The organism is Ruegeria sp. YTSB088, assembly GCF_059609825.1.
Genome location: NZ_JBXWMM010000012.1, coordinates 92,741 through 109,795, shown reverse-complemented (window position 1 = coordinate 109,795; position 17,055 = coordinate 92,741). Strand labels below are relative to the sequence as shown.

The 17,055-nt window shown below is 58.9% G+C and carries 18 protein-coding genes; 8 read left to right on the top strand and 10 right to left on the bottom strand.

The window, feature by feature from the left end:
- Positions 1-61 precede the first annotated feature (61 nt).
- The 5 genes from AC2FFA_RS18090 to AC2FFA_RS18070 all read left to right on the top strand — a co-directional run bounded on the left by AC2FFA_RS18090 (position 62) and on the right by AC2FFA_RS18070 (position 5,024).
- A complete protein-coding gene (locus tag AC2FFA_RS18090) occupies positions 62-1,249 on the top strand; it encodes a glycine C-acetyltransferase (RefSeq protein ID WP_496719429.1) in 1,188 nt (395 codons plus the stop codon).
- Positions 1,246-2,196 (top strand): PLP-dependent cysteine synthase family protein, encoded by a 951-nt coding sequence (locus AC2FFA_RS18085; RefSeq protein ID WP_496852630.1) that lies wholly within the window; start codon positions 1,246-1,248, stop codon positions 2,194-2,196. The genes AC2FFA_RS18090 and AC2FFA_RS18085 overlap by 4 nt, the downstream gene beginning before the upstream one ends.
- Before the next feature lie 19 nt (positions 2,197-2,215).
- Positions 2,216-3,244 carry an L-threonine 3-dehydrogenase gene (gene tdh, locus AC2FFA_RS18080; protein WP_496719489.1) on the top strand — a complete coding sequence of 343 codons (1,029 nt, stop codon included), beginning with the start codon at positions 2,216-2,218 and terminating at the stop codon, positions 3,242-3,244.
- A 64-nt stretch (positions 3,245-3,308) separates the two neighbouring features.
- Positions 3,309-4,193 carry a tryptophan 2,3-dioxygenase gene (locus AC2FFA_RS18075; protein ID WP_496852629.1) on the top strand — a complete coding sequence of 295 codons (885 nt, stop codon included), beginning with the start codon at positions 3,309-3,311 and terminating at the stop codon, positions 4,191-4,193.
- A gap of 3 nt (positions 4,194-4,196) precedes the next feature.
- A complete protein-coding gene (locus AC2FFA_RS18070; protein ID WP_496852628.1) occupies positions 4,197-5,024 on the top strand; it encodes an alpha/beta hydrolase in 828 nt (275 codons plus the stop codon).
- A 68-nt stretch (positions 5,025-5,092) separates the two neighbouring features.
- Here the strand turns inward: AC2FFA_RS18070 and infB are convergent, their stop codons facing one another.
- From infB to pip, 6 genes are all read right to left on the bottom strand, one after another.
- On the bottom strand, positions 5,093-7,567 hold the full coding sequence (infB, locus tag AC2FFA_RS18065; RefSeq protein WP_117870935.1) for a translation initiation factor IF-2: 2,475 nt from the start codon (positions 7,565-7,567) through the stop codon (positions 5,093-5,095).
- 8 nt (positions 7,568-7,575) lie between these two features.
- Positions 7,576-8,199 (bottom strand): RNA-binding protein, encoded by a 624-nt coding sequence (locus tag AC2FFA_RS18060; RefSeq protein WP_496852627.1) that lies wholly within the window; start codon positions 8,197-8,199, stop codon positions 7,576-7,578.
- Positions 8,200-8,221: 22 nt separating this feature from the next.
- Positions 8,222-9,841 carry a transcription termination factor NusA gene (gene nusA / locus AC2FFA_RS18055; RefSeq protein ID WP_117870939.1) on the bottom strand — a complete coding sequence of 540 codons (1,620 nt, stop codon included), beginning with the start codon at positions 9,839-9,841 and terminating at the stop codon, positions 8,222-8,224.
- On the bottom strand, positions 9,841-10,431 hold the full coding sequence (gene rimP, locus AC2FFA_RS18050) for a ribosome maturation factor RimP (protein ID WP_117870941.1): 591 nt from the start codon (positions 10,429-10,431) through the stop codon (positions 9,841-9,843). Before rimP ends, nusA begins: the two co-directional genes overlap by 1 nt.
- A gap of 159 nt (positions 10,432-10,590) precedes the next feature.
- Entirely contained in the window at positions 10,591-11,412 is an 822-nt protein-coding gene (locus AC2FFA_RS18045; protein WP_117870943.1) for an ABC transporter substrate-binding protein, read from the bottom strand.
- A complete protein-coding gene (pip, locus tag AC2FFA_RS18040; protein WP_496852626.1) occupies positions 11,409-12,386 on the bottom strand; it encodes a prolyl aminopeptidase in 978 nt (325 codons plus the stop codon). The genes AC2FFA_RS18045 and pip overlap by 4 nt, the downstream gene beginning before the upstream one ends.
- A 48-nt stretch (positions 12,387-12,434) precedes the next feature.
- Between pip and ubiG the strand changes: the two genes are divergently transcribed.
- Together ubiG and AC2FFA_RS18030 are read left to right on the top strand one after the other, a co-directional pair.
- On the top strand, positions 12,435-13,181 hold the full coding sequence (gene ubiG / locus AC2FFA_RS18035) for a bifunctional 2-polyprenyl-6-hydroxyphenol methylase/3-demethylubiquinol 3-O-methyltransferase UbiG (protein WP_496852625.1): 747 nt from the start codon (positions 12,435-12,437) through the stop codon (positions 13,179-13,181).
- Between the two features lie 10 nt (positions 13,182-13,191).
- On the top strand, positions 13,192-13,773 hold the full coding sequence (locus tag AC2FFA_RS18030) for a hypothetical protein (protein ID WP_496852624.1): 582 nt from the start codon (positions 13,192-13,194) through the stop codon (positions 13,771-13,773).
- A gap of 100 nt (positions 13,774-13,873) precedes the next feature.
- Here AC2FFA_RS18030 and AC2FFA_RS18025 read toward each other — a convergent pair whose 3' ends face one another.
- From AC2FFA_RS18025 to AC2FFA_RS18010, 4 genes are read right to left on the bottom strand one after another with little or no spacing between them, the layout of a single operon-like run.
- Complete coding sequence (locus AC2FFA_RS18025; protein ID WP_117870951.1) at positions 13,874-14,314, bottom strand: MarR family winged helix-turn-helix transcriptional regulator; 441 nt, start codon at positions 14,312-14,314, stop codon at positions 13,874-13,876.
- Between the two features lie 12 nt (positions 14,315-14,326).
- Complete coding sequence (locus AC2FFA_RS18020; RefSeq protein WP_496852623.1) at positions 14,327-15,157, bottom strand: carbon-nitrogen hydrolase family protein; 831 nt, start codon at positions 15,155-15,157, stop codon at positions 14,327-14,329.
- Positions 15,157-15,414, bottom strand: a complete 258-nt coding sequence (gene grxC, locus AC2FFA_RS18015; protein WP_117870955.1) for a glutaredoxin 3 — start codon at positions 15,412-15,414, stop codon at positions 15,157-15,159. Before grxC ends, AC2FFA_RS18020 begins: the two co-directional genes overlap by 1 nt.
- Positions 15,415-15,452: 38 nt before the next feature.
- Positions 15,453-16,217 (bottom strand): double zinc ribbon domain-containing protein, encoded by a 765-nt coding sequence (locus tag AC2FFA_RS18010; RefSeq protein WP_496852622.1) that lies wholly within the window; start codon positions 16,215-16,217, stop codon positions 15,453-15,455.
- Between AC2FFA_RS18010 and AC2FFA_RS18005 the strand changes: the two genes are divergently transcribed.
- Positions 16,198-17,028, top strand: a complete 831-nt coding sequence (locus tag AC2FFA_RS18005; protein WP_496852621.1) for a methyltransferase domain-containing protein — start codon at positions 16,198-16,200, stop codon at positions 17,026-17,028. The two genes, AC2FFA_RS18010 and AC2FFA_RS18005, sit on opposite strands and share 20 nt — an antisense overlap.
- The last annotated feature ends 27 nt before the right edge of the window (positions 17,029-17,055 follow it).

Here is a 17,055-nt window from a genome sequence, read left to right as displayed (position 1 = left end):
CCCCTATTTGGGAATTTCATCCGCTATGTTAGATGTGCGACTCAGATGAACGGAGGTCGCAATGGCAGATGCATTCCTGTCCCATATCACGGACACACTTGCGCAGATCGAATCTGAGGGTCTTTACAAACGCGAACGAATGATCACCTCGCCTCAGGGCGGTGAGATCACTGTGGGCGGCAAGCAGGTGATCAACCTCTGTGCCAACAACTATCTGGGTCTGGCGGATCACCCGGCGCTGATCGAGGCCGCGACACAAGCGATGGGGCCCAAAGGGTTCGGCATGGCGTCGGTTCGGTTCATCTGTGGTACGCAAGACATTCACCGCGAACTGGAACAACGTCTTGCCAATTTCCTGAACAAGGACGACTCCATCCTTTTTGCCGCCTGTTTCGACGCCAATGGCGGGTTGTTTGAACCCCTTCTGGGACCGGAAGACGCCATCATTTCGGACAGCCTGAACCACGCCTCGATCATCGACGGCGTGCGGCTGTGCAAGGCCAAACGCTATCGCTATCTGAACAACGACATGAATGACCTCGAAGCCTGGCTGAAACAGGCGCGTGAGGACGGGGCGCGGCATATCATGATCGCCACCGATGGCGTGTTCTCGATGGACGGCTATCTGGCCAACCTGCCGAGAATCCGGGAACTGGCCGATAAATACGATGCGATTGTCATGGTGGACGATTGCCATGCGACCGGCTTCATGGGGCCGAACGGGGCCGGCACACCGGATCATTTCGGCGTCGATGTGGATATTCTGACGGGAACCTTGGGCAAGGCACTGGGGGGGGCAATCGGCGGCTATATCGCCGGGCCGCAGCCAGTGATCGACCTGCTGCGGCAGCGGGCGCGGCCTTATCTGTTCTCAAACTCGCTGCCGCCCTCCATCGTCGCTGCCGGATTGGAGGCGATCCGTCTGGTCGAAGAAGGCGACATGCTGCGCGCGCAACTGTTCGGCAACGCCAAGTACTGGCGCGCTGGCTTGGAAAAGCTTGGTTTTGACCTGCTGCCCGGGGAACACCCGATCATCCCGGTGATGCTGGGTGAGGCGACGCTGGCTCAAGACATGGCCTCACGGCTGTTCGACGAAGGCGTCTATGTTTCGGGTTTCTTCTTTCCGGTCGTCCCACGCGGGCAAGCGCGGATCAGAACGCAGATGAATGCGGCTCTGACCAAGGATGAACTGGACCGCGCCCTGTCCGCATTTGGCAAGGTCGGCAAAGAACTGGGGGTCATCGAATGATCCTTCCATCGGTCATTGATGTGATCGACGACACCCCCATGGTTGAACTGTCGCGCGTGTGTGCCCAGCAAAAGCTGAACGGGCGTATCATCGCCAAGCTTGACTACTTGCTGCCGGGATTTTCAAAAAAGGACCGCGCGGCAAAGTCCATCATCCAAACGGCGCGCGCAGACGGTACTTTGTCACCGGGGCAAACGGTGGTCGAACTGACCTCGGGCAATATGGGCACCGGGCTGGCCATTGTTTGCGGTATTCTGGGCCATCCTTTCGTGGCGGTCATGAGCGCCGGAAACTCGGTCGAACGCGCACGTATGATGCGGGCCCTGGGGGCCGAAGTTGTCATCGTGCCCCAGGCCCCGGGCAGCAAACCCGGCGAAGTCTCGGGCGCCGATCTTGAACTGGTCGATGTCGAGGCAAAACGCATCACAGCTGAACGTGACGCATTTCGTGCGGATCAATTTGGTCATTCGGGAAATCCCAAAGCCCACGAAACCGGGACCGGACCAGAGATATGGGCGCAATCCGAAGGCACCGTCACGGCATTCTGCGACTTTGCAGGATCCGGTGGAACACTGGCTGGCGCGGCAGAGTATCTGAACCGGCACGGCGTACGGTGTTATGCCATAGAACCCGAAGGCGCACGCGCATTGGCCGGTGAACCAGTTTCGATCCCGGATCACCCCATTCAGGGCGGTGGTTACGCCATGGGTGATCTGGTGCATCTGAAGGACACCCAATTGGCCGGACACCTTGCTGTTTCGGGAAAGGCCGCGCGGGATTGTGCCCGGCTTCTGGCCCGGACCGAGGGGATATTCGCCGGCTACTCGGCAGGCGCGAACCTTGCTGCGGCAATTGAACTGCTTCGCGGTCCCGAGGAAGGCGGCTGTGTCGCAATCGTCACGTGTGACAGCGGCTTGAAATACCTGTCGACCGATTTGTGGGAGTAAGTGCATGCGACCCAACACAATGAAAGCACTGGAAAAGTCCAATCCCGAAGAGGGGCTGTGGATGGTGCAGGCCCCGATCCCCGAAATCGGCCCGGATGAGGTGCTGATCCGTATCCACAAGACGGGCATCTGCGGCACCGACATCCATATCTGGAACTGGGACGAATGGGCCTCTCACACCGTGCCAGTTCCGATGATCACTGGCCATGAGTTTGCCGGAGAGATCGTAGAGATCGGGCGCAACGTGACAGGGCTTGAAATCGGCCAGCGGTGCTCGGGCGAAGGCCATCTGATCACCACCGACAGCCGCCAGAGCCGCGCGGGAAAGTTTCATCTGGATCCGGGCACTCGGGGCATTGGAGTGAACGAACAGGGCGCATTTGCCGAGTATCTGAAACTGCCTGCTTTCAACGTGGTTCCCTTGCCCGACGACATACCGGATGAGATCGGAGCCATCCTCGATCCGCTGGGCAACGCGGTGCATACTGCCCTCAGCTTTGATTTGCTGGGCGAGGATGTTCTGATCACGGGTGCAGGCCCCATCGGCATCATGGCCGCTGCCGTTGCTCGTCACGCGGGTGCGCGCAACGTGGTCATCACCGACATCAACGCTGACCGATTGAAACTGGCGGAACATGTGGTTCCTTCGGTGCGTACCGTCGATGTATCCACCGAGGATTTGCAGGACGTCATAGCCAAGCTTGGGATGAAAGAGGGGTTCGATGTCGGGCTTGAAATGTCCGGCTCGCAAGCCGCCCTTGACCAGATGGTCGAAGCGTTGGTGATGGGTGGAAAAATCGCACTGCTGGGGATTCCACCGGGCAAATCTCCGGTCGACTGGTCGCGCATCGTCTTCAAGGCGATCACGATCAAGGGCGTCTATGGGCGTGAGATGTTCGAGACGTGGTACAAGATGATCGCCATGCTGCAAAACGGTCTGGATGTGTCCCGCGTGATCACGCACCGCTTTGCGGTTGATGAATTCGCCAAAGGGTTTTCCGCGATGAAATCAGGCCTGTCCGGCAAGGTTGTTCTGGACTGGACCTAACGCGCTGGAAAGTTGCAACCTCAGCCCCTAGACAGGTGCAGAACTTGCACAAGGGAGGCATGAGATGGGCGAGGACAAAGACGATCGTCTGTTGCAGCGGGGGGTAGAAGACACCCTGGTCACTGATTTCGCTGAAACGCACCGCAAAAGCTATGGCGACTTCCTGCAACTGAAGACGCTGCTGAACCTGCAAAAGACCTTTCAGGACCCCGCACAACCTGACGAGATGCTGTTCATCATCATTCATCAGGTTAGTGAGCTGTGGCTGAAACTGATGCATCACCAACTGGTCGAGGTCCGCCGGTTCCTGCAAGAAGATGAATTCGGACCCGCCATGAAGAACCTCGACCGCATAAAGGCCATTCAACGGCAATTGATTGCGGCCTGGGAAACCCTACTGACCATGACGCCGGCCGACTATATGACGTTTCGGCAGGCCCTCGGCAATTCTTCCGGGTTTCAAAGCTATGGGTACAGGCAGATCGAGTTCATTCTGGGCAACAAGGATGCCTCGACCCTGAAAGTGCACGAGCATGACCCTGAGGTGATGGAGATGCTGAACGCCGCCCTGACCAAACCGTCCCTGTATGACGAAGTGTTGCACATGCTGGCCCGACAGGGGTTCGACGTTCCAAGTGATTTGGTCGAGCGGGACTACTCCGAACCATATTCCGGCGATTCGCGAGTGGTTCGAATCTGGGTCGAAGTGTTCCGCAACACGAACAAGTATTGGGATCTGTATGCGCTGGCCGAAAAACTCATGGATGTGGAAAGCCTGTTTCAACGCTGGCGCTTTGACCACGCCACCGCAGTTGAACGTGTGATCGGAATGCAACCCGGTACCGGAGGTTCCAGCGGCGTGGCTTTCTTGCGAAAAGCGCTTGAGTTGCGGTTCTTCCATGACCTCTACGATGTGCGGACGGAACTGATGTACAGCGGACAGGGCTGAGGCATGCTGTATCGTGGATTTTCACAAGCCGAACTGGAGCGGGAGTACTCTCCCAGTTCGATGATCGGTGGTGACCTGGCCCCCTATCTTGCCAGTTATCAAGCGCTCAGTGCGCAGGCCCGTACCAAGCTCCCCGTTCAAGAAAACCTGACTTATGGCGACAGCCAGACCCATGTGCTGGATTTCTTTCCCGCGCAAGGGGCTGGCGCAGCGTTGCATGTCTTTATTCACGGAGGCTATTGGCAGGACCTCAGCCAGCGCGAATCGGCCATGATGGCCCCGGCGCTGATCGAAGCTGAACAATCTTTCGCAACCTTGAATTACACGCTCGCCCCGGATGCGCGGCTGGATCAAATGGTCAACGAATGCCGCGACGCGCTTCTGTGGCTTGCATCAAAGGCCGAGGCATTGGGATTCGATCCGACACGGATCACCTTGTCAGGGCACAGTGCCGGTGCCCATCTGGCAAGCATGGTCATGGCAACCTCGGCCGGCGCATTGGCCCGCGCCGGGCTGCGCGTGCGTGACGTGCTTCTGATCAGCGGCGTTTACGATCTGGAACCCATCAGTATGACGTCTGTGAATGACCCGCTGCACCTGACCCCGGTCGAGGTGAACGATCTGTCTCCGATCCGCAACCTGCCCCCACCAGGCCCCCGCTATCATGTGTCAGTGGGGGAACGGGACACGAGCGAATTCATTCGTCAAAGCCGCGACTATGCGGAACGACTGCGCAAGGCCGGGCATTCGGTCAGCTTTGCCCTGGAACAGGGAATGCATCACTTCGATATCATCATGCATTCCGGTACATTCTTACCCGACACGAAATAGCTGATTCTACAAAAGAAAACAGCGGCCCAATCTGAGCCGCTGTTTTCTTGTTTCTATCCCGCTTCGGATCAATCCAAGGTGCGGGTAACTTCTTCGCGCTCGAAAATCTCGATCACATCGCCCTCGCGAATATCGTCGTAGTTCTCGAACGCCATACCGCATTCCTGGCCAGACTGAACTTCGGCCACTTCGTCCTTGAAACGCTTCAGCGTCTTCAGCGTGCCTTCGTGAATAACCACGTTGTCGCGCAGCAGGCGGACGCCTGCGGAGCGACGCGCAACGCCTTCGGTCACCAGACAGCCAGCAACCTTGCCGACACCAGTAACCTTGAACACTTCGCGAATCTCGGCATAACCGATGAACTTCTCGCGGATCTCAGCGCTCAGCAAGCCGGATGCAGCAGCTTTCACGTCGTCGACCAGATCGTAGATCACCGAGTAATAGCGAATCTCGACACCCTTCTGGTTTGCGGTGTTCCGGGCAGAGGCGTTGGCACGGACGTTGAAGCCAAAGATCGGAGCGCCCGAAGCTTCGGCCAGACCGACATCCGTTTCGGTGATGGCACCCACGCCCGAGTGCAGTACACGCACGCGAACCTCGTCGTTCCCGATCTTCTCCATCGCCTGAACGATGGCCTCGGCGGAACCCTGAACGTCTGCCTTCATCAGGATCGGCAGCTCGGTGACGTTTTCGTCTTCCTTGGCCTTCTGCATCAGCTGTTCGAGTGTGGTCGCAGCACCAGCGGCGGCGCGTTTGTCCTTGGCAGCCTGCTCGCGGTATTCAGCGATCTCTCGGGCTTGTGCTTCGGTCTCGGTCACGTTCAGAACGTCGCCTGCTTCGGGCGTGCCATTCAGACCCAGAACCTCAACCGGAACTGACGGGCCCGCTTCCTGGACGCGGTCACCCTTGTCGTTGATCAGCGCACGGACCTTACCGTATTGCTCGCCCACGACAAAGATATCGCCCTGGCGCAGCGTGCCGTTCTGAACCAGAACAGTGGCCACAGGACCACGACCCACATCCAATTGGGCCTCGATCACTGCACCCTGAGCGGCGCGGTTGGGGTTGGCTTTCAGCTCCAGAATCTCGGCTTGAAGCGCGATGGCTTCCAGCAGCTCGTCCAGCCCCTGACCGGTGATGGCGGACACTTCGACGTCCTGAACCTCACCCGACATTTTCTCGACGATGACTTCATGCTGCAACAGATCGGTGCGTACCTTGTCCGGATTTGCATCCGGCTTGTCGACCTTGTTGATCGCTACGATCATCGGCACTCCGGCCGCCTTAGCGTGGTTGATCGCTTCGATCGTCTGAGGCATCACCGCATCATCGGCGGCGACAACCAGAACCACGATATCCGTTACCTGAGCACCGCGTGAGCGCATCGAAGTAAAGGCCGCGTGACCTGGCGTATCCAGGAAGGTCAGCGTCGTGCCGCCATCGGTTTTTACCTGATAGGCACCGATATGCTGCGTGATGCCACCGGCTTCACCCGCCACAACCCGCGCGTCGCGAATTGCGTCCAACAACGAAGTCTTACCGTGGTCAACGTGACCCATGATGGTAATGACAGGCGGACGTGGCTGCAGATCTGCTTCGCTGTCTTCGACTTCCTTGATGACGTCTTCAACATCCGAATCAGAGACACGGGTAACCTTGTGGCCGAATTCTTCGATGATCAGCTCGGCAGTGTCGGCGTCGATGGTCTGGTTCTGCGTGACCATCATGCCCATGTTCATCAGCGATTTGACCACATCTGCCACACGCTCGGCCATACGGTTGGCCAGTTCCGAAACAAGAATAGCTTCGGGCAACTGAACGTCACGGATGACCTTTTCCCGCTCGACAGTGCCGCCCATGGCTTTCTGACGCGCACGCTCCTGCTTGCGCTTCATCGCTGCCATCGACCGGTGCCGGTTGCCTTCGCCACCGGTGGCCTGACCCAGAGTCAGCTTCCCCGAACGGCGGTTGTCGTCGCGACCCTTGCCACGACCACGTTGTTCACGTTCGCGATCCTGTTTGCGCGGTGTGGCCGCAGGCGCAGGTTTACTCGCCGGGCTGCGGGCCACTTTGGGCTCTTCCGGAGCAGGCGCCGTAGCAGCGCGCTTGGCGGCTTCTTCCGCCTCTTTGCGCTTGCGCTCTTCATCCTCAGCCTTCTGTCGCGCACGCTCTTCAGCTTCGCGCTGTTCGCGTTCTTTGGCCTCAAGTTCCGCACGGCGGCGGGCGCGCTCTTCTTCGCGCGCTTTTTCAGCTGCCTCGCGGGCGGCGGCCTCTTCGACCTCGCGGGCCTTAGCAGCCTGCAGCGCCTTCATCCGGCGGGCCATTTCCGCATCGGAAATTCCCGCGGGACGACGCGACGGATCACCCGAAGGTGCAGTACCGCCACCCGGCTTTGCTGCGCCCGGCTTGGGGACCACCACGCGTTTGCGTTTGGTTTCCACCACGACATTCTTGGTGCGTCCGTGGCTGAAACTCTGTTTCACATTTCCGGGACGTGTCCCGCCACGAAGACCCAATGTCTTTTTGCCGTCATTATCGCTCATAAAGCTATTTACCCTTCCGTGCGGCCCCTGCCGCCGTCATCCGTTTCGCGCAAGCCACGCAGGCGCTGCGCTTCCTCTACAACACGTTTGGCGAGTCCGCCAGAGGCCAACGCAGCATGAATCACCGTTTGGCGCCCAAATGCCTGCCCTAATTCGTCTGCGGTTAGCCAACCTATGTATTTTCCGAAGTGCGGCGTACTCAGCTTGGACTTACCGCGCCCCGATCCATCCGCGGCCTGAATCAGCACCTGTGCTTCTTCCCGGTCCAGCCACGTCTTGACCTTTTCGTACCCGGCAACCGCATCACCGGACTTGCGCGCCAGGCTGAGCAGCTCAACAACACGGCGTGCGATCTGCTTTTCAACCTCATCTGTCAAGTCCGTGGGCACGGTCACTTGTGCCTTGAACCCCCGCGCAAACAGTTTCTTGCCAATGGCCTTTTCCAGAGCGGCACGATCCGCCGCCACATAGACCCCTCGTCCCGGCAGCTTCGCCGCGACATCCGGAAAAACTTGACCGTCCGGCCCTGCCACGAAGCGGATCAGCCCGTACTTGGGCTGAACCTCGCCTGTGGCGATGCACTTACGCTCGGGCCCCTCGGACCGATCCCTATGGACGCCACCGCGACTCATACGCGCCACCCGAAGCCTGAGATCAGGCCTCGACCTCCTCGCCTGTTGCGTCGCCGTCGACGTCTTCTTCCGCCTGTTCCAGCTCTGCGGGATCAACCCAACCCAACAGGATACGCGCAGTCATGACCATGTCTTGCGCTTCTTCCAGCGTTACACCGAAAGGCTCCAGTACGCCGTCATCCTTGACGCGTTCACCATCGACGGTCGTCCAGCCACCAGCCAGTTCCCAGTCGGCACAAGTTGCAAAGTCTTCCAGGGTCTTCACATCGTCCTTGGCCAGTGCCTCCACCATCTGGGGTGTCAGACCTTCAAATTCAATGAGGCTGTCCTCGGCACCCAGTGCACGCGCTGCATCCAGTGCAGCCTTGGCCTGTGCCTCCAGATACTCACGCGCACGTGTTTGAAGTTCCTGCGCGGTGCCTTCGTCAACACCGTCGATGACCAGCAGTTCGTCAATCTCGACATAGGCCACTTCTTCGAGGTTGGTGAACCCTTCAGAAACCAGCAACTGAGCAAAGAACTCGTCCAGATCCAATGTTTCCATGAACAGTTGGGTACGGGCTTCGAATTCTTTCTGACGACGCGCCGATTCTTCGGCTTCGGTCATGATGTCGATGTCCAGATTGGTCAGCTGGCTGGCCAGACGCACGTTCTGGCCGCGGCGACCAATGGCAAGGCTCAGCTGCTCTTCGGGAACCACAACTTCGATCTTGCCGGCTTCTTCGTCCAAAACCACCTTTGACACCTCGGCGGGTTGCAGCGCGTTCACCAGGAAGGTCGGCTGATCTTCGTTCCATGGGATGATATCTATTTTCTCGCCCTGCAACTCGTTCACAACAGCCTGCACGCGGCTGCCGCGCATACCAACGCAGGCCCCGACAGGGTCGATCGAGTTGTCATACGAGATGACGGCGATCTTGGCGCGCGAACCGGGGTCGCGGGCTACGGCCTTGACCTCGATAATGCCATCATAGATTTCCGGCACTTCCATCTTGAACAGCTCGGCCATGAATTCCGGCGCAGTGCGCGACAGGAAGATCTGGTGGCCACGTACTTCGCGGCGCACTTCCTTGATGTACGCGCGCACACGGTCATTCGGGCGATAGCTTTCGCGACCGATCTTGTCATTGCGGCGCAGAACGGCTTCGGCACCGCCCAGATCAACGATCACATTGCCGAACTCCTCGCGCTTGACCGCACCGTTGATGATGGTGCCTGCGCGATCCTTGAATTCTTCGTACTGACGATCCCGCTCGGCCTCACGAACCTTTTGCAAGATGACCTGCTTGGCCGATTGCGCCGCGATCCGGCCCATTTCAACCGGAGGCACTTCTTCGACATAGACATCGCCAACTTGGGGCGCTTCCATGTATTGCTTGGCCTGCTCGACGGTCATCTCGGCCTGGTAGTTCTCTAGCTCTTCATCCTCGACCACGGTGCGAACACGGGTGAAGGTTGCCTTACCGGTTTTGCGGTCGATGCTGACGCGGATGTCCATCTCGGCGCCGTAGCGGCTCTTGGCGGCACGGGCGAGCGATTCCTCCATCGCTTCGACAACCAGACCGGGGTCGATCATCTTTTCGCGGGCCACGGCCTCGGCGGTCTGCAGCAGCTCCAGCTGGTTGGCTGAGGTGATTGCCATCAGTTCGTCTCCTCTTCGGACCCTTCGGTCTCAATCTCGTCGAAAGCGTTTTCGTTCAGGGCACCGGCATCCTTGCGCTGGCGCAGCATTTCCTTGATCAGATCATCGGTCAGGACCAGCTTGGCGTCGCTCAGCCAGTCGAATTGCAGACCGATGGTGATTGTCTCATCCCCCTCGGGGATGTTGATCAGAACCTCTTCCCCTTCGATCCCGGCCAATTCACCCTTGAAACGGCGGCGGCCATCAATCAGTTCGGCGGTCTCAATCTTGGCTTCATACCCTTCAAAGTTCTCAAAATCCTTGAGACGGGTGAGAGGGCGGTCGATACCGGGGCTGGAGACCTCAAGCGTATAGGCGTCAAGAATCGGGTCCTCGACATCCAGCGTGGCGCTGACCGCGTTGGAAATTTCAGCGCAATCATCCACTTCGATTCCGCCATCGGGCTTGTCGGCCATGATCTGCAGTGTGGTCAGCTTGCCGCTCATCAGTCGGATGCGAACCAACTCATACCCCAGATCTTCGATCACGGGGGTGATGATCTCGGCCAGTCGCCGGTCGATGGCAGCTTTGGCTATCAAGTCGTTTGTCATCTGGTGCTCTACCCTTCAAACGGGCACAAAAAAACGGGCGCGCGGCCCGTCGAATTTTCCGGTGGAGCCTTGGACCAGAAGTCCAACGCGCCGCTGTTGAAACTGCATATACGCAGGATGGTCCGAGTCTGCAACCCCCAGCGGGAATTGCGATCGGATTTACATCATCCACCACCGTTCGGCGATACGGCCATCGTCCAGTACGGCGTTCCCGGCAATCTGCCGCGGCATCCCGACAGCACCTGATACGGCAAGGGCCATGTCAGCCTCGGACGGGTGGAACCGGACACCGCGCTTGCCTCGAATTCCTGCCTGATCCGGGAGCGCGGCTATATCGACATACCCGTCCCGCAGCGCCTCGGCCCGTACAGCAGAGTCCGGAATCACTATGACCTCAACCGCGTCAGCCCATCCGGCCTCACCATCTTTGTAATGCCCCTCCACACGACGCCCCAGGAAATGGCGACCATCCTCAGCCCGTTCGACACGATAGCAGCCGGTGCCGTTGGCAGTGCGCAACGGTGTTACGGTTTCACCGGCGCGCGTAACAACAAAGTGGCTGTCTGCCAGCATGAAAGGCAGCCCCGGGTTTGCCTCGGCAAGCTCAAGCCGCAGGCGGTTGGAGGCAAGTGCCTCGGTTCTTCCGACTTCAGCCAAAACGGCCAAGACGTCGACAACATGCAAAGGCTCACCATCATGGAAGACCGCGTCATCACGCAGATCAAAGCTCCAGACCCGTGCGTCGGCGTCGGTTTGCCAGCCTGTCGCAAGCTCACCACGCAATGTACCATCCGGGGCGATCTCGGTCAGCGTATCGAACACGGCGCCACGCGCGACGCGCTCAAGGCTGTCATCGCGCGGAACGGCCAGACGCAATGTACCGCCTTTTTTGGGCGTATCCGCAAGGGATGCACCTGTCGCTGCCAGCAATGCAGCCGCGGCACCAGAGGCAAAGAGAGCGCGGCGGTCAATCCGGGTCATGCGATACCCTCCGCCACACGATCCATGATCCGTACCAGCTCTGCGCTGATGCCCGGCTCTGACAATGCGTGCCCCGCCTGACGAACCATCTTCAGCTCGGCATTCGGCCAGCGTTCTGCCAGCGACCACGCGGCCTGGGGCGGGCAGATCATGTCATAGCGCCCTTGCACGATGTGGCCGGGAATGTGCGCAATTCGATCCATCTGATCCAGAATGTGCCCATCCGTTTCCAGAAACGCCTTGTTGGTGAAATAGTGATTCTCGAGCCGCGCAAAGGTGCGCGCGTATTCGCCGGGGCTTTCTCCAACTGATCCGTTGGTGTGGATCGAAGCCAGCGCATTCTCCCAATGCGACCAGGCCCGCGCGTACAGGACTTCTGTCGCACGGTCTCCCGAAAACAGACGTTTGTTATAGGCGGCAATGGTGTCCTCAAGCTCAACTTCTGGCAGCAGTGAGGTGAACTTCTGCCATTGCTCGGGCCAGAACCGCCCGGCGCCGCCGCCATAGAACCAGTCAAGCTCGGCCTGAGTCGCCAGAAACACGCCGCGTAAGACCAACCGGCTGACCCGGTCGGGATGAGTCTGGGCATAGATCAGCGCCAGAGTCGCACCCCAGCTGCCACCAAATACAATCCATTCTTCGATCTCGAACAGTTTGCGCAGCCGCTCTATATCGGCCACCAGATGCCACGTTGTATTGTCTTCGACCGAGGCTGTGGGGCGCGATCTTCCACATCCGCGCTGATCGAACAGAATCACCCTGTACGCCTGCGGATCAAAATACCGCCGCATGGCTGGGCTGCAGCCACCCCCCGGCCCCCCGTGCAGGATCACGACGGGTATGCCGTCAGGATTGCCGCATTGTTCCACATAAATACGGTGCCCATCGCCCATATCGACCATCCGCTGATCGAAAGGATCGATCGGCGGGTACAGATATTGAACTGCGCGCTTTTGGTCCGGGTACTTGTCCATTATGGCCCTATATAGTCCTTAAGCGTAAAAGAGCACACGGAGACAGGAATGCAAGCGCATCCGAACACGGTGGACCCGTCCGAGATCGCAAAATTCGAGGCGATGGCGGCTGAATGGTGGGACCCGCACGGGAAATTCAAACCATTGCACATGCTTAATCCGTGCCGGCTGGATTATATCACGCAGCAGATCGCTGGTGACTTCGATCGCGACCTAAAGTCGCCGACGCCGTTCGAAGGCCTGCGCCTGCTGGATATCGGCTGTGGCGGCGGGCTGCTGAGCGAACCCATGGCGCGACTCGGTGCTACGGTGGTGGGCGCCGACGCCGCCGAGGGCAACCTGCCCGTGGCCCGCATTCATGCCGAGCAATCGGGGCTGCAAATCGACTATCGCCACACCACGGCCGAGGACATGGCCGCTGCGGGCGAGCAGTTCGATGTGGTACTGAACATGGAAGTGGTCGAACACGTGGCTGATCCTCTGTCCTATCTGACCGCGACACAACAGTTGCTTAAGCCCGGCGGTTTGGAGATTTGTTCAACCATCAACCGCAACCCGAAATCCTATGCGATGGCGATTTTCGGAGCCGAGGTCGTCATGCGCTGGCTGCCGCGCGGCACGCATGAGTGGAACAAGTTCATCACCCCGGATGAACTGCTCGACCTACTGCGTCAGGCCGGGCTGGACCCGGTGGACCGCAAGGGATTCGTGTTCAACCCGATCCTGTGGAACTGGTCCATCTCGGACCGCGATCTGAGCGTGAACTACGTGACGGCCAGTGTGAAGCCGGGGTGAGGTAGGTTTTTTGATTCGATCTTTAAGTTACGCGCCGTGGCGCGCGGTATTTTTTGGTGCGGCAATTTCCGCTGCTACCTTGTTCGATAACACACTAGCCACAGCAGAAGAGAATGCGGGCGTGTTCGTGTACGAACATGAAGGCGTTCCGCTGTATGGCTATGTAAGCGATCCTAAGGTTTCTGAGGCGACTCAGGAAATAGCAGATCGTTACTTGGGTTCGAACTCGAACAGCTATGATCTGGTAAGGGCGTTGTATTTTTTCGTCTTTATTGACCCCGAGATAGTTTCGGATGGCAAGTTTGTGAAACCAGTCGAAATAGAACTGACGGAGGAGACGACAGAACCATTTTCCAAACACGAACTCTCTGACGAAGGATGCAATGTAGGGAGAATATTCTCCACGAATGAAGAAGAAAAAGGAGAGTATTTGGTATGGCTTGTTCATGGTGGGCAATATGAGGGCAAAGAAGGAATTGAATCTTGTCTTCTTTTCGCGGCGGCGGCTTCGGCCGGAATTTGGTTGGGTGATTTTCCAGCTTTGGATCCCCGTGATTTACGGCAGCTTCTGGATAGAATGCTCTTAGAATGAAGTGGCCGTTTAGTCCGCGGCACATTGCATGAGCATCAAGCCTGCCAGCGCCCGACCACACCAGTCCTGGATCCACCTTGGGACAACGGTTCGCTGATCCCTACTCCCCCTCCAACTGCAACCGCAAATCCCGCAGCACTGGCAGGGCGCTGCGGACCCGCTCCAGCCCCAGCTCTCCGACCACGCGGTTGATCAGCGGCGCGATTGACGAAATCGCCTGATCCCGCGCGCGGCGACCGGCGGGGCTGATCGCGACCATCTTGCGACGGGCATCGTCCCAGTCGGGGCGGATGTGAATGTATCCGGCCCATTCCAACTTGGCCAAGGTGTTGGTCATCGCGCCTCGGGTCACGTGGAATGTGCTGGCCAGTTGCGCGGGGCTACGCTCGTCGCCGACAAAAACCAGATGATTCAGCACCGAGAAATGCGAAATTTCCATACCCTTGGGCAGCACCCGGCTGAGCCGGTTACGCAACAACTGGTCTGCGGTCAGGATCTCGCTGAACAGCGTGACCGCAAGGGCATTGGTGTCTTCTGTCATTGTTCAGTTCTGTCAGGGTCCAGTGAAAGACCGGGTGTGTGTCAACGACGGCACGCGACGGCGCGCCTCGGTCACAGAACTATCATCCAAATCGAAAATGTGAATGCCTGGATCTGTCCCTGCGTCGATCAGCACCTTTCCCCAAGGGTCCACAACCATGCTGTGCCCATGGGTAAAACGTGTCTTTCCACGCGTCGTCGGGTGTTCCCCCGTTTGTGCCGGAGCCAAGACCCAACAGCCCGTCTCAATCGCCCGTGCCCGCAATAGCGATTCCCAATGTGCGGCGCCCGTTACCGGTGAAAACGCCGCCGGCACAGTCAAAACCCGTGCGCCTGCCTGTGCCAAAGCCGCGTGCAGGTATGGAAACCGGATGTCGTAACAGATGGCCAGACCCACCTTGCCAAAGTCGGTTTCGGCTATGACCGCCTTTTTGCCGGGGCGGTAGTTCTTTGATTCGCGGAACGTCTCGGTTTCCGTGACCTGCACGTCGAACATATGGATCTTGTCGTAACGCGCCACGATCTGACCTTGCGGATCGATCATGAAAGAGCGGTTGGCAAACCGCCCGTCGGCGTCATGAGTTTTGATGCCCAGTGATCCGATCAACACCCAAACGCCCAGTTGGGCGGCCTGATCCCGCAGGCCGACCAAGGTGATGTCGTCTTCTTCGTGTTGAAGAACCTCGTTTTGCCGCGTCGTACTGTTTGACACGCAATTCGTGACCTCTGGCGTCAGGATTAAGCGCGCACCCTGCCCTGCCGCGTCGGCCGCCATGGCGCGCACCATGTCCAGGTTTTCGACCGGATCATCCGACGAGGTGATTTGCAGCAGCGCGGTCTTCATCAGGCCGCAAGCAAACGGTCAAGCTTGCCTTGCCGCTCCAGTTCATAAAGGTCGTCGCAGCCGCCTACATGCTGTATCCCGATAAAAATCTGAGGCACGGTGCGTTTACCACCGGCACGCTGGATCATCTCAGGTTTGCGCTTGGGGTGCATCAGAACGTCAACCTCCTTGAACTCAACGCCTTTCTGCTTCAGCAGGCGTTTGGCTGCATGGCAATAGCCACAGAGCGGCGAGGTATAGATTTCTACCGACTTCATTTTCCGTTCCCCTAGGGTTTCGTGCAATCTTGGGCGAATTAGGCATCCTTGGCAACGCGCGCCAGTGCCAACACGAAAATATGATTTGCCCCTGCGACCTGACACGCACGCGTGCACGCCGCCAGCGTCGCGCCGGATGTCATCACGTCATCCACCAACAGGATATCGCGCCCCTTCAAATGCAGTGCGCGCCTTGGGTGGACGCCAATTGCGCCCTCCAGGGCTTCGCCCCTCTCCTGCGCAGTCTTCCCGTCCAGCACCGGGGTCCGACGTTTGCGCACCAGCAGATCCGGTACGCACTCCAACCCGGTTTCTCGCCCCAGGTTTCGTGCCAACAGTGCAGACTGGTTGTAACGCCGTTTCAGCAGGCGCGACCAATGCAACGGCACCGGAGCAATCACCATCTCCGGCCGCAACAGCTCGCGTCCGGCCTGTGCCAGCCAACGTGCAACCGGACGCGCCAACTCGGTCCTGTCGCCGTGTTTCAAAGCCAAGACAAGTGACCGCGCCTTCCCATCATACAGCAACGCAGCGCGGCCCGCTTTCCAGGGCGGTGGGGCTTTCAGGCAATCGTCGCACTCCGTCCGAAACCTTTCCGCGCTCCCGATCACGGGCACACCACAGCTTTCACAAATCGTACCACCGATGAACGGCGTATCCCGCCAACACGCCCCACACAGGCCAAAATCGGACTCGGTCAACTCTCCACAGCCCATGCAACGCGGCGGATAGATCAATGCAAGGGCAGTTTGAATCCGCTGCGCAATGCGATACTTGCGACCTATGAAACTACCCGAGTCCACCGCACCCTCTCTTTTCGACCGCGACGCCATTCTGAATCATCGCGCCCGCGCGAAGGACGACGCCTTGTTCTTGCATCGCGCCGCCATTGACGAGGTGCAGGATCGGCTCTCCATGGTTAACAAAACCTTTACGGCTCCTGCGGTTGTAACCCCTTTCCCACAGCTTTGGGCGGACGTTTTTCCTGATGCCGCCATTGTCGCGGATGACGATGTGCTGGCACTGCAACCCGGTGCTCATGACCTGGCGATTCATGCGATGGCGCTGCACTGCGCCAATGACCCGGTCGGCCAACTGATCCAATGCAAAAGGGCTTTGAAGCCAGACGGGCTGGTGCTTGTCGTATGCCTTGGGGGAGAGACCCTTCACGAATTGCGCGCCGCGCTGGGTCAGGCCGAAATCGAGGTCACGGGCGGGCTCAGCCCCCGCGTCGCCCCTATGGCCGAGCTGCGCGATCTCGGCGGATTGCTGCAACGGGCCGGTCTGGCATTGCCAGTGGCCGATGCCGTACCGCTGACGGCGGAATACCGCGATGTCCGGCACCTGATGCACGATCTGCGGGACATGGGCGAGGCCAACGCTTTGACGGCTCGGTTGAAATGCCCGACCCAACGCAGAGTGTTTGAAGCCGCGCAACGCATCTATTCGGATCACTTTTCGACGGGAACAGGCCGCCTTGCCGCTACGTTCGAACTGATTTGCCTGACCGGTTGGTCCCCCGATGACAGCCAACCAAAGCCGCTGCGCCCGGGGTCAGCCCAAATGCGTCTTGCAGATGTCTTGCGCACGGAAGAGGGCAAACTGCCGGATTGACGCGCAACCAAATCCCTTTATCTCAAG

What these genes read in the sequence shown, in the direction of transcription:
- AC2FFA_RS18090 (WP_496719429.1), top strand. Translation starts at nt 62, where the DNA reads ATGGCAGATGCATTCCTGTCCCATATCACGGACACACTTGCGCAGATC.
- AC2FFA_RS18085 (WP_496852630.1), top strand. Translation starts at nt 1,246, where the DNA reads ATGATCCTTCCATCGGTCATTGATGTGATCGACGACACCCCCATGGTT.
- tdh (WP_496719489.1), top strand. Translation starts at nt 2,216, where the DNA reads ATGAAAGCACTGGAAAAGTCCAATCCCGAAGAGGGGCTGTGGATGGTG.
- AC2FFA_RS18075 (WP_496852629.1), top strand. Translation starts at nt 3,309, where the DNA reads ATGGGCGAGGACAAAGACGATCGTCTGTTGCAGCGGGGGGTAGAAGAC.
- AC2FFA_RS18070 (WP_496852628.1), top strand. Translation starts at nt 4,197, where the DNA reads ATGCTGTATCGTGGATTTTCACAAGCCGAACTGGAGCGGGAGTACTCT.
- infB (WP_117870935.1), bottom strand. Translation starts at nt 7,567, where the DNA reads ATGAGCGATAATGACGGCAAAAAGACATTGGGTCTTCGTGGCGGGACA.
- AC2FFA_RS18060 (WP_496852627.1), bottom strand. Translation starts at nt 8,199, where the DNA reads ATGAGTCGCGGTGGCGTCCATAGGGATCGGTCCGAGGGGCCCGAGCGT.
- nusA (WP_117870939.1), bottom strand. Translation starts at nt 9,841, where the DNA reads ATGGCAATCACCTCAGCCAACCAGCTGGAGCTGCTGCAGACCGCCGAG.
- rimP (WP_117870941.1), bottom strand. Translation starts at nt 10,431, where the DNA reads ATGACAAACGACTTGATAGCCAAAGCTGCCATCGACCGGCGACTGGCC.
- AC2FFA_RS18045 (WP_117870943.1), bottom strand. Translation starts at nt 11,412, where the DNA reads ATGACCCGGATTGACCGCCGCGCTCTCTTTGCCTCTGGTGCCGCGGCT.
- pip (WP_496852626.1), bottom strand. Translation starts at nt 12,386, where the DNA reads ATGGACAAGTACCCGGACCAAAAGCGCGCAGTTCAATATCTGTACCCG.
- ubiG (WP_496852625.1), top strand. Translation starts at nt 12,435, where the DNA reads ATGCAAGCGCATCCGAACACGGTGGACCCGTCCGAGATCGCAAAATTC.
- AC2FFA_RS18025 (WP_117870951.1), bottom strand. Translation starts at nt 14,314, where the DNA reads ATGACAGAAGACACCAATGCCCTTGCGGTCACGCTGTTCAGCGAGATC.
- AC2FFA_RS18020 (WP_496852623.1), bottom strand. Translation starts at nt 15,157, where the DNA reads ATGAAGACCGCGCTGCTGCAAATCACCTCGTCGGATGATCCGGTCGAA.
- grxC (WP_117870955.1), bottom strand. Translation starts at nt 15,414, where the DNA reads ATGAAGTCGGTAGAAATCTATACCTCGCCGCTCTGTGGCTATTGCCAT.
- AC2FFA_RS18005 (WP_496852621.1), top strand. Translation starts at nt 16,198, where the DNA reads ATGAAACTACCCGAGTCCACCGCACCCTCTCTTTTCGACCGCGACGCC.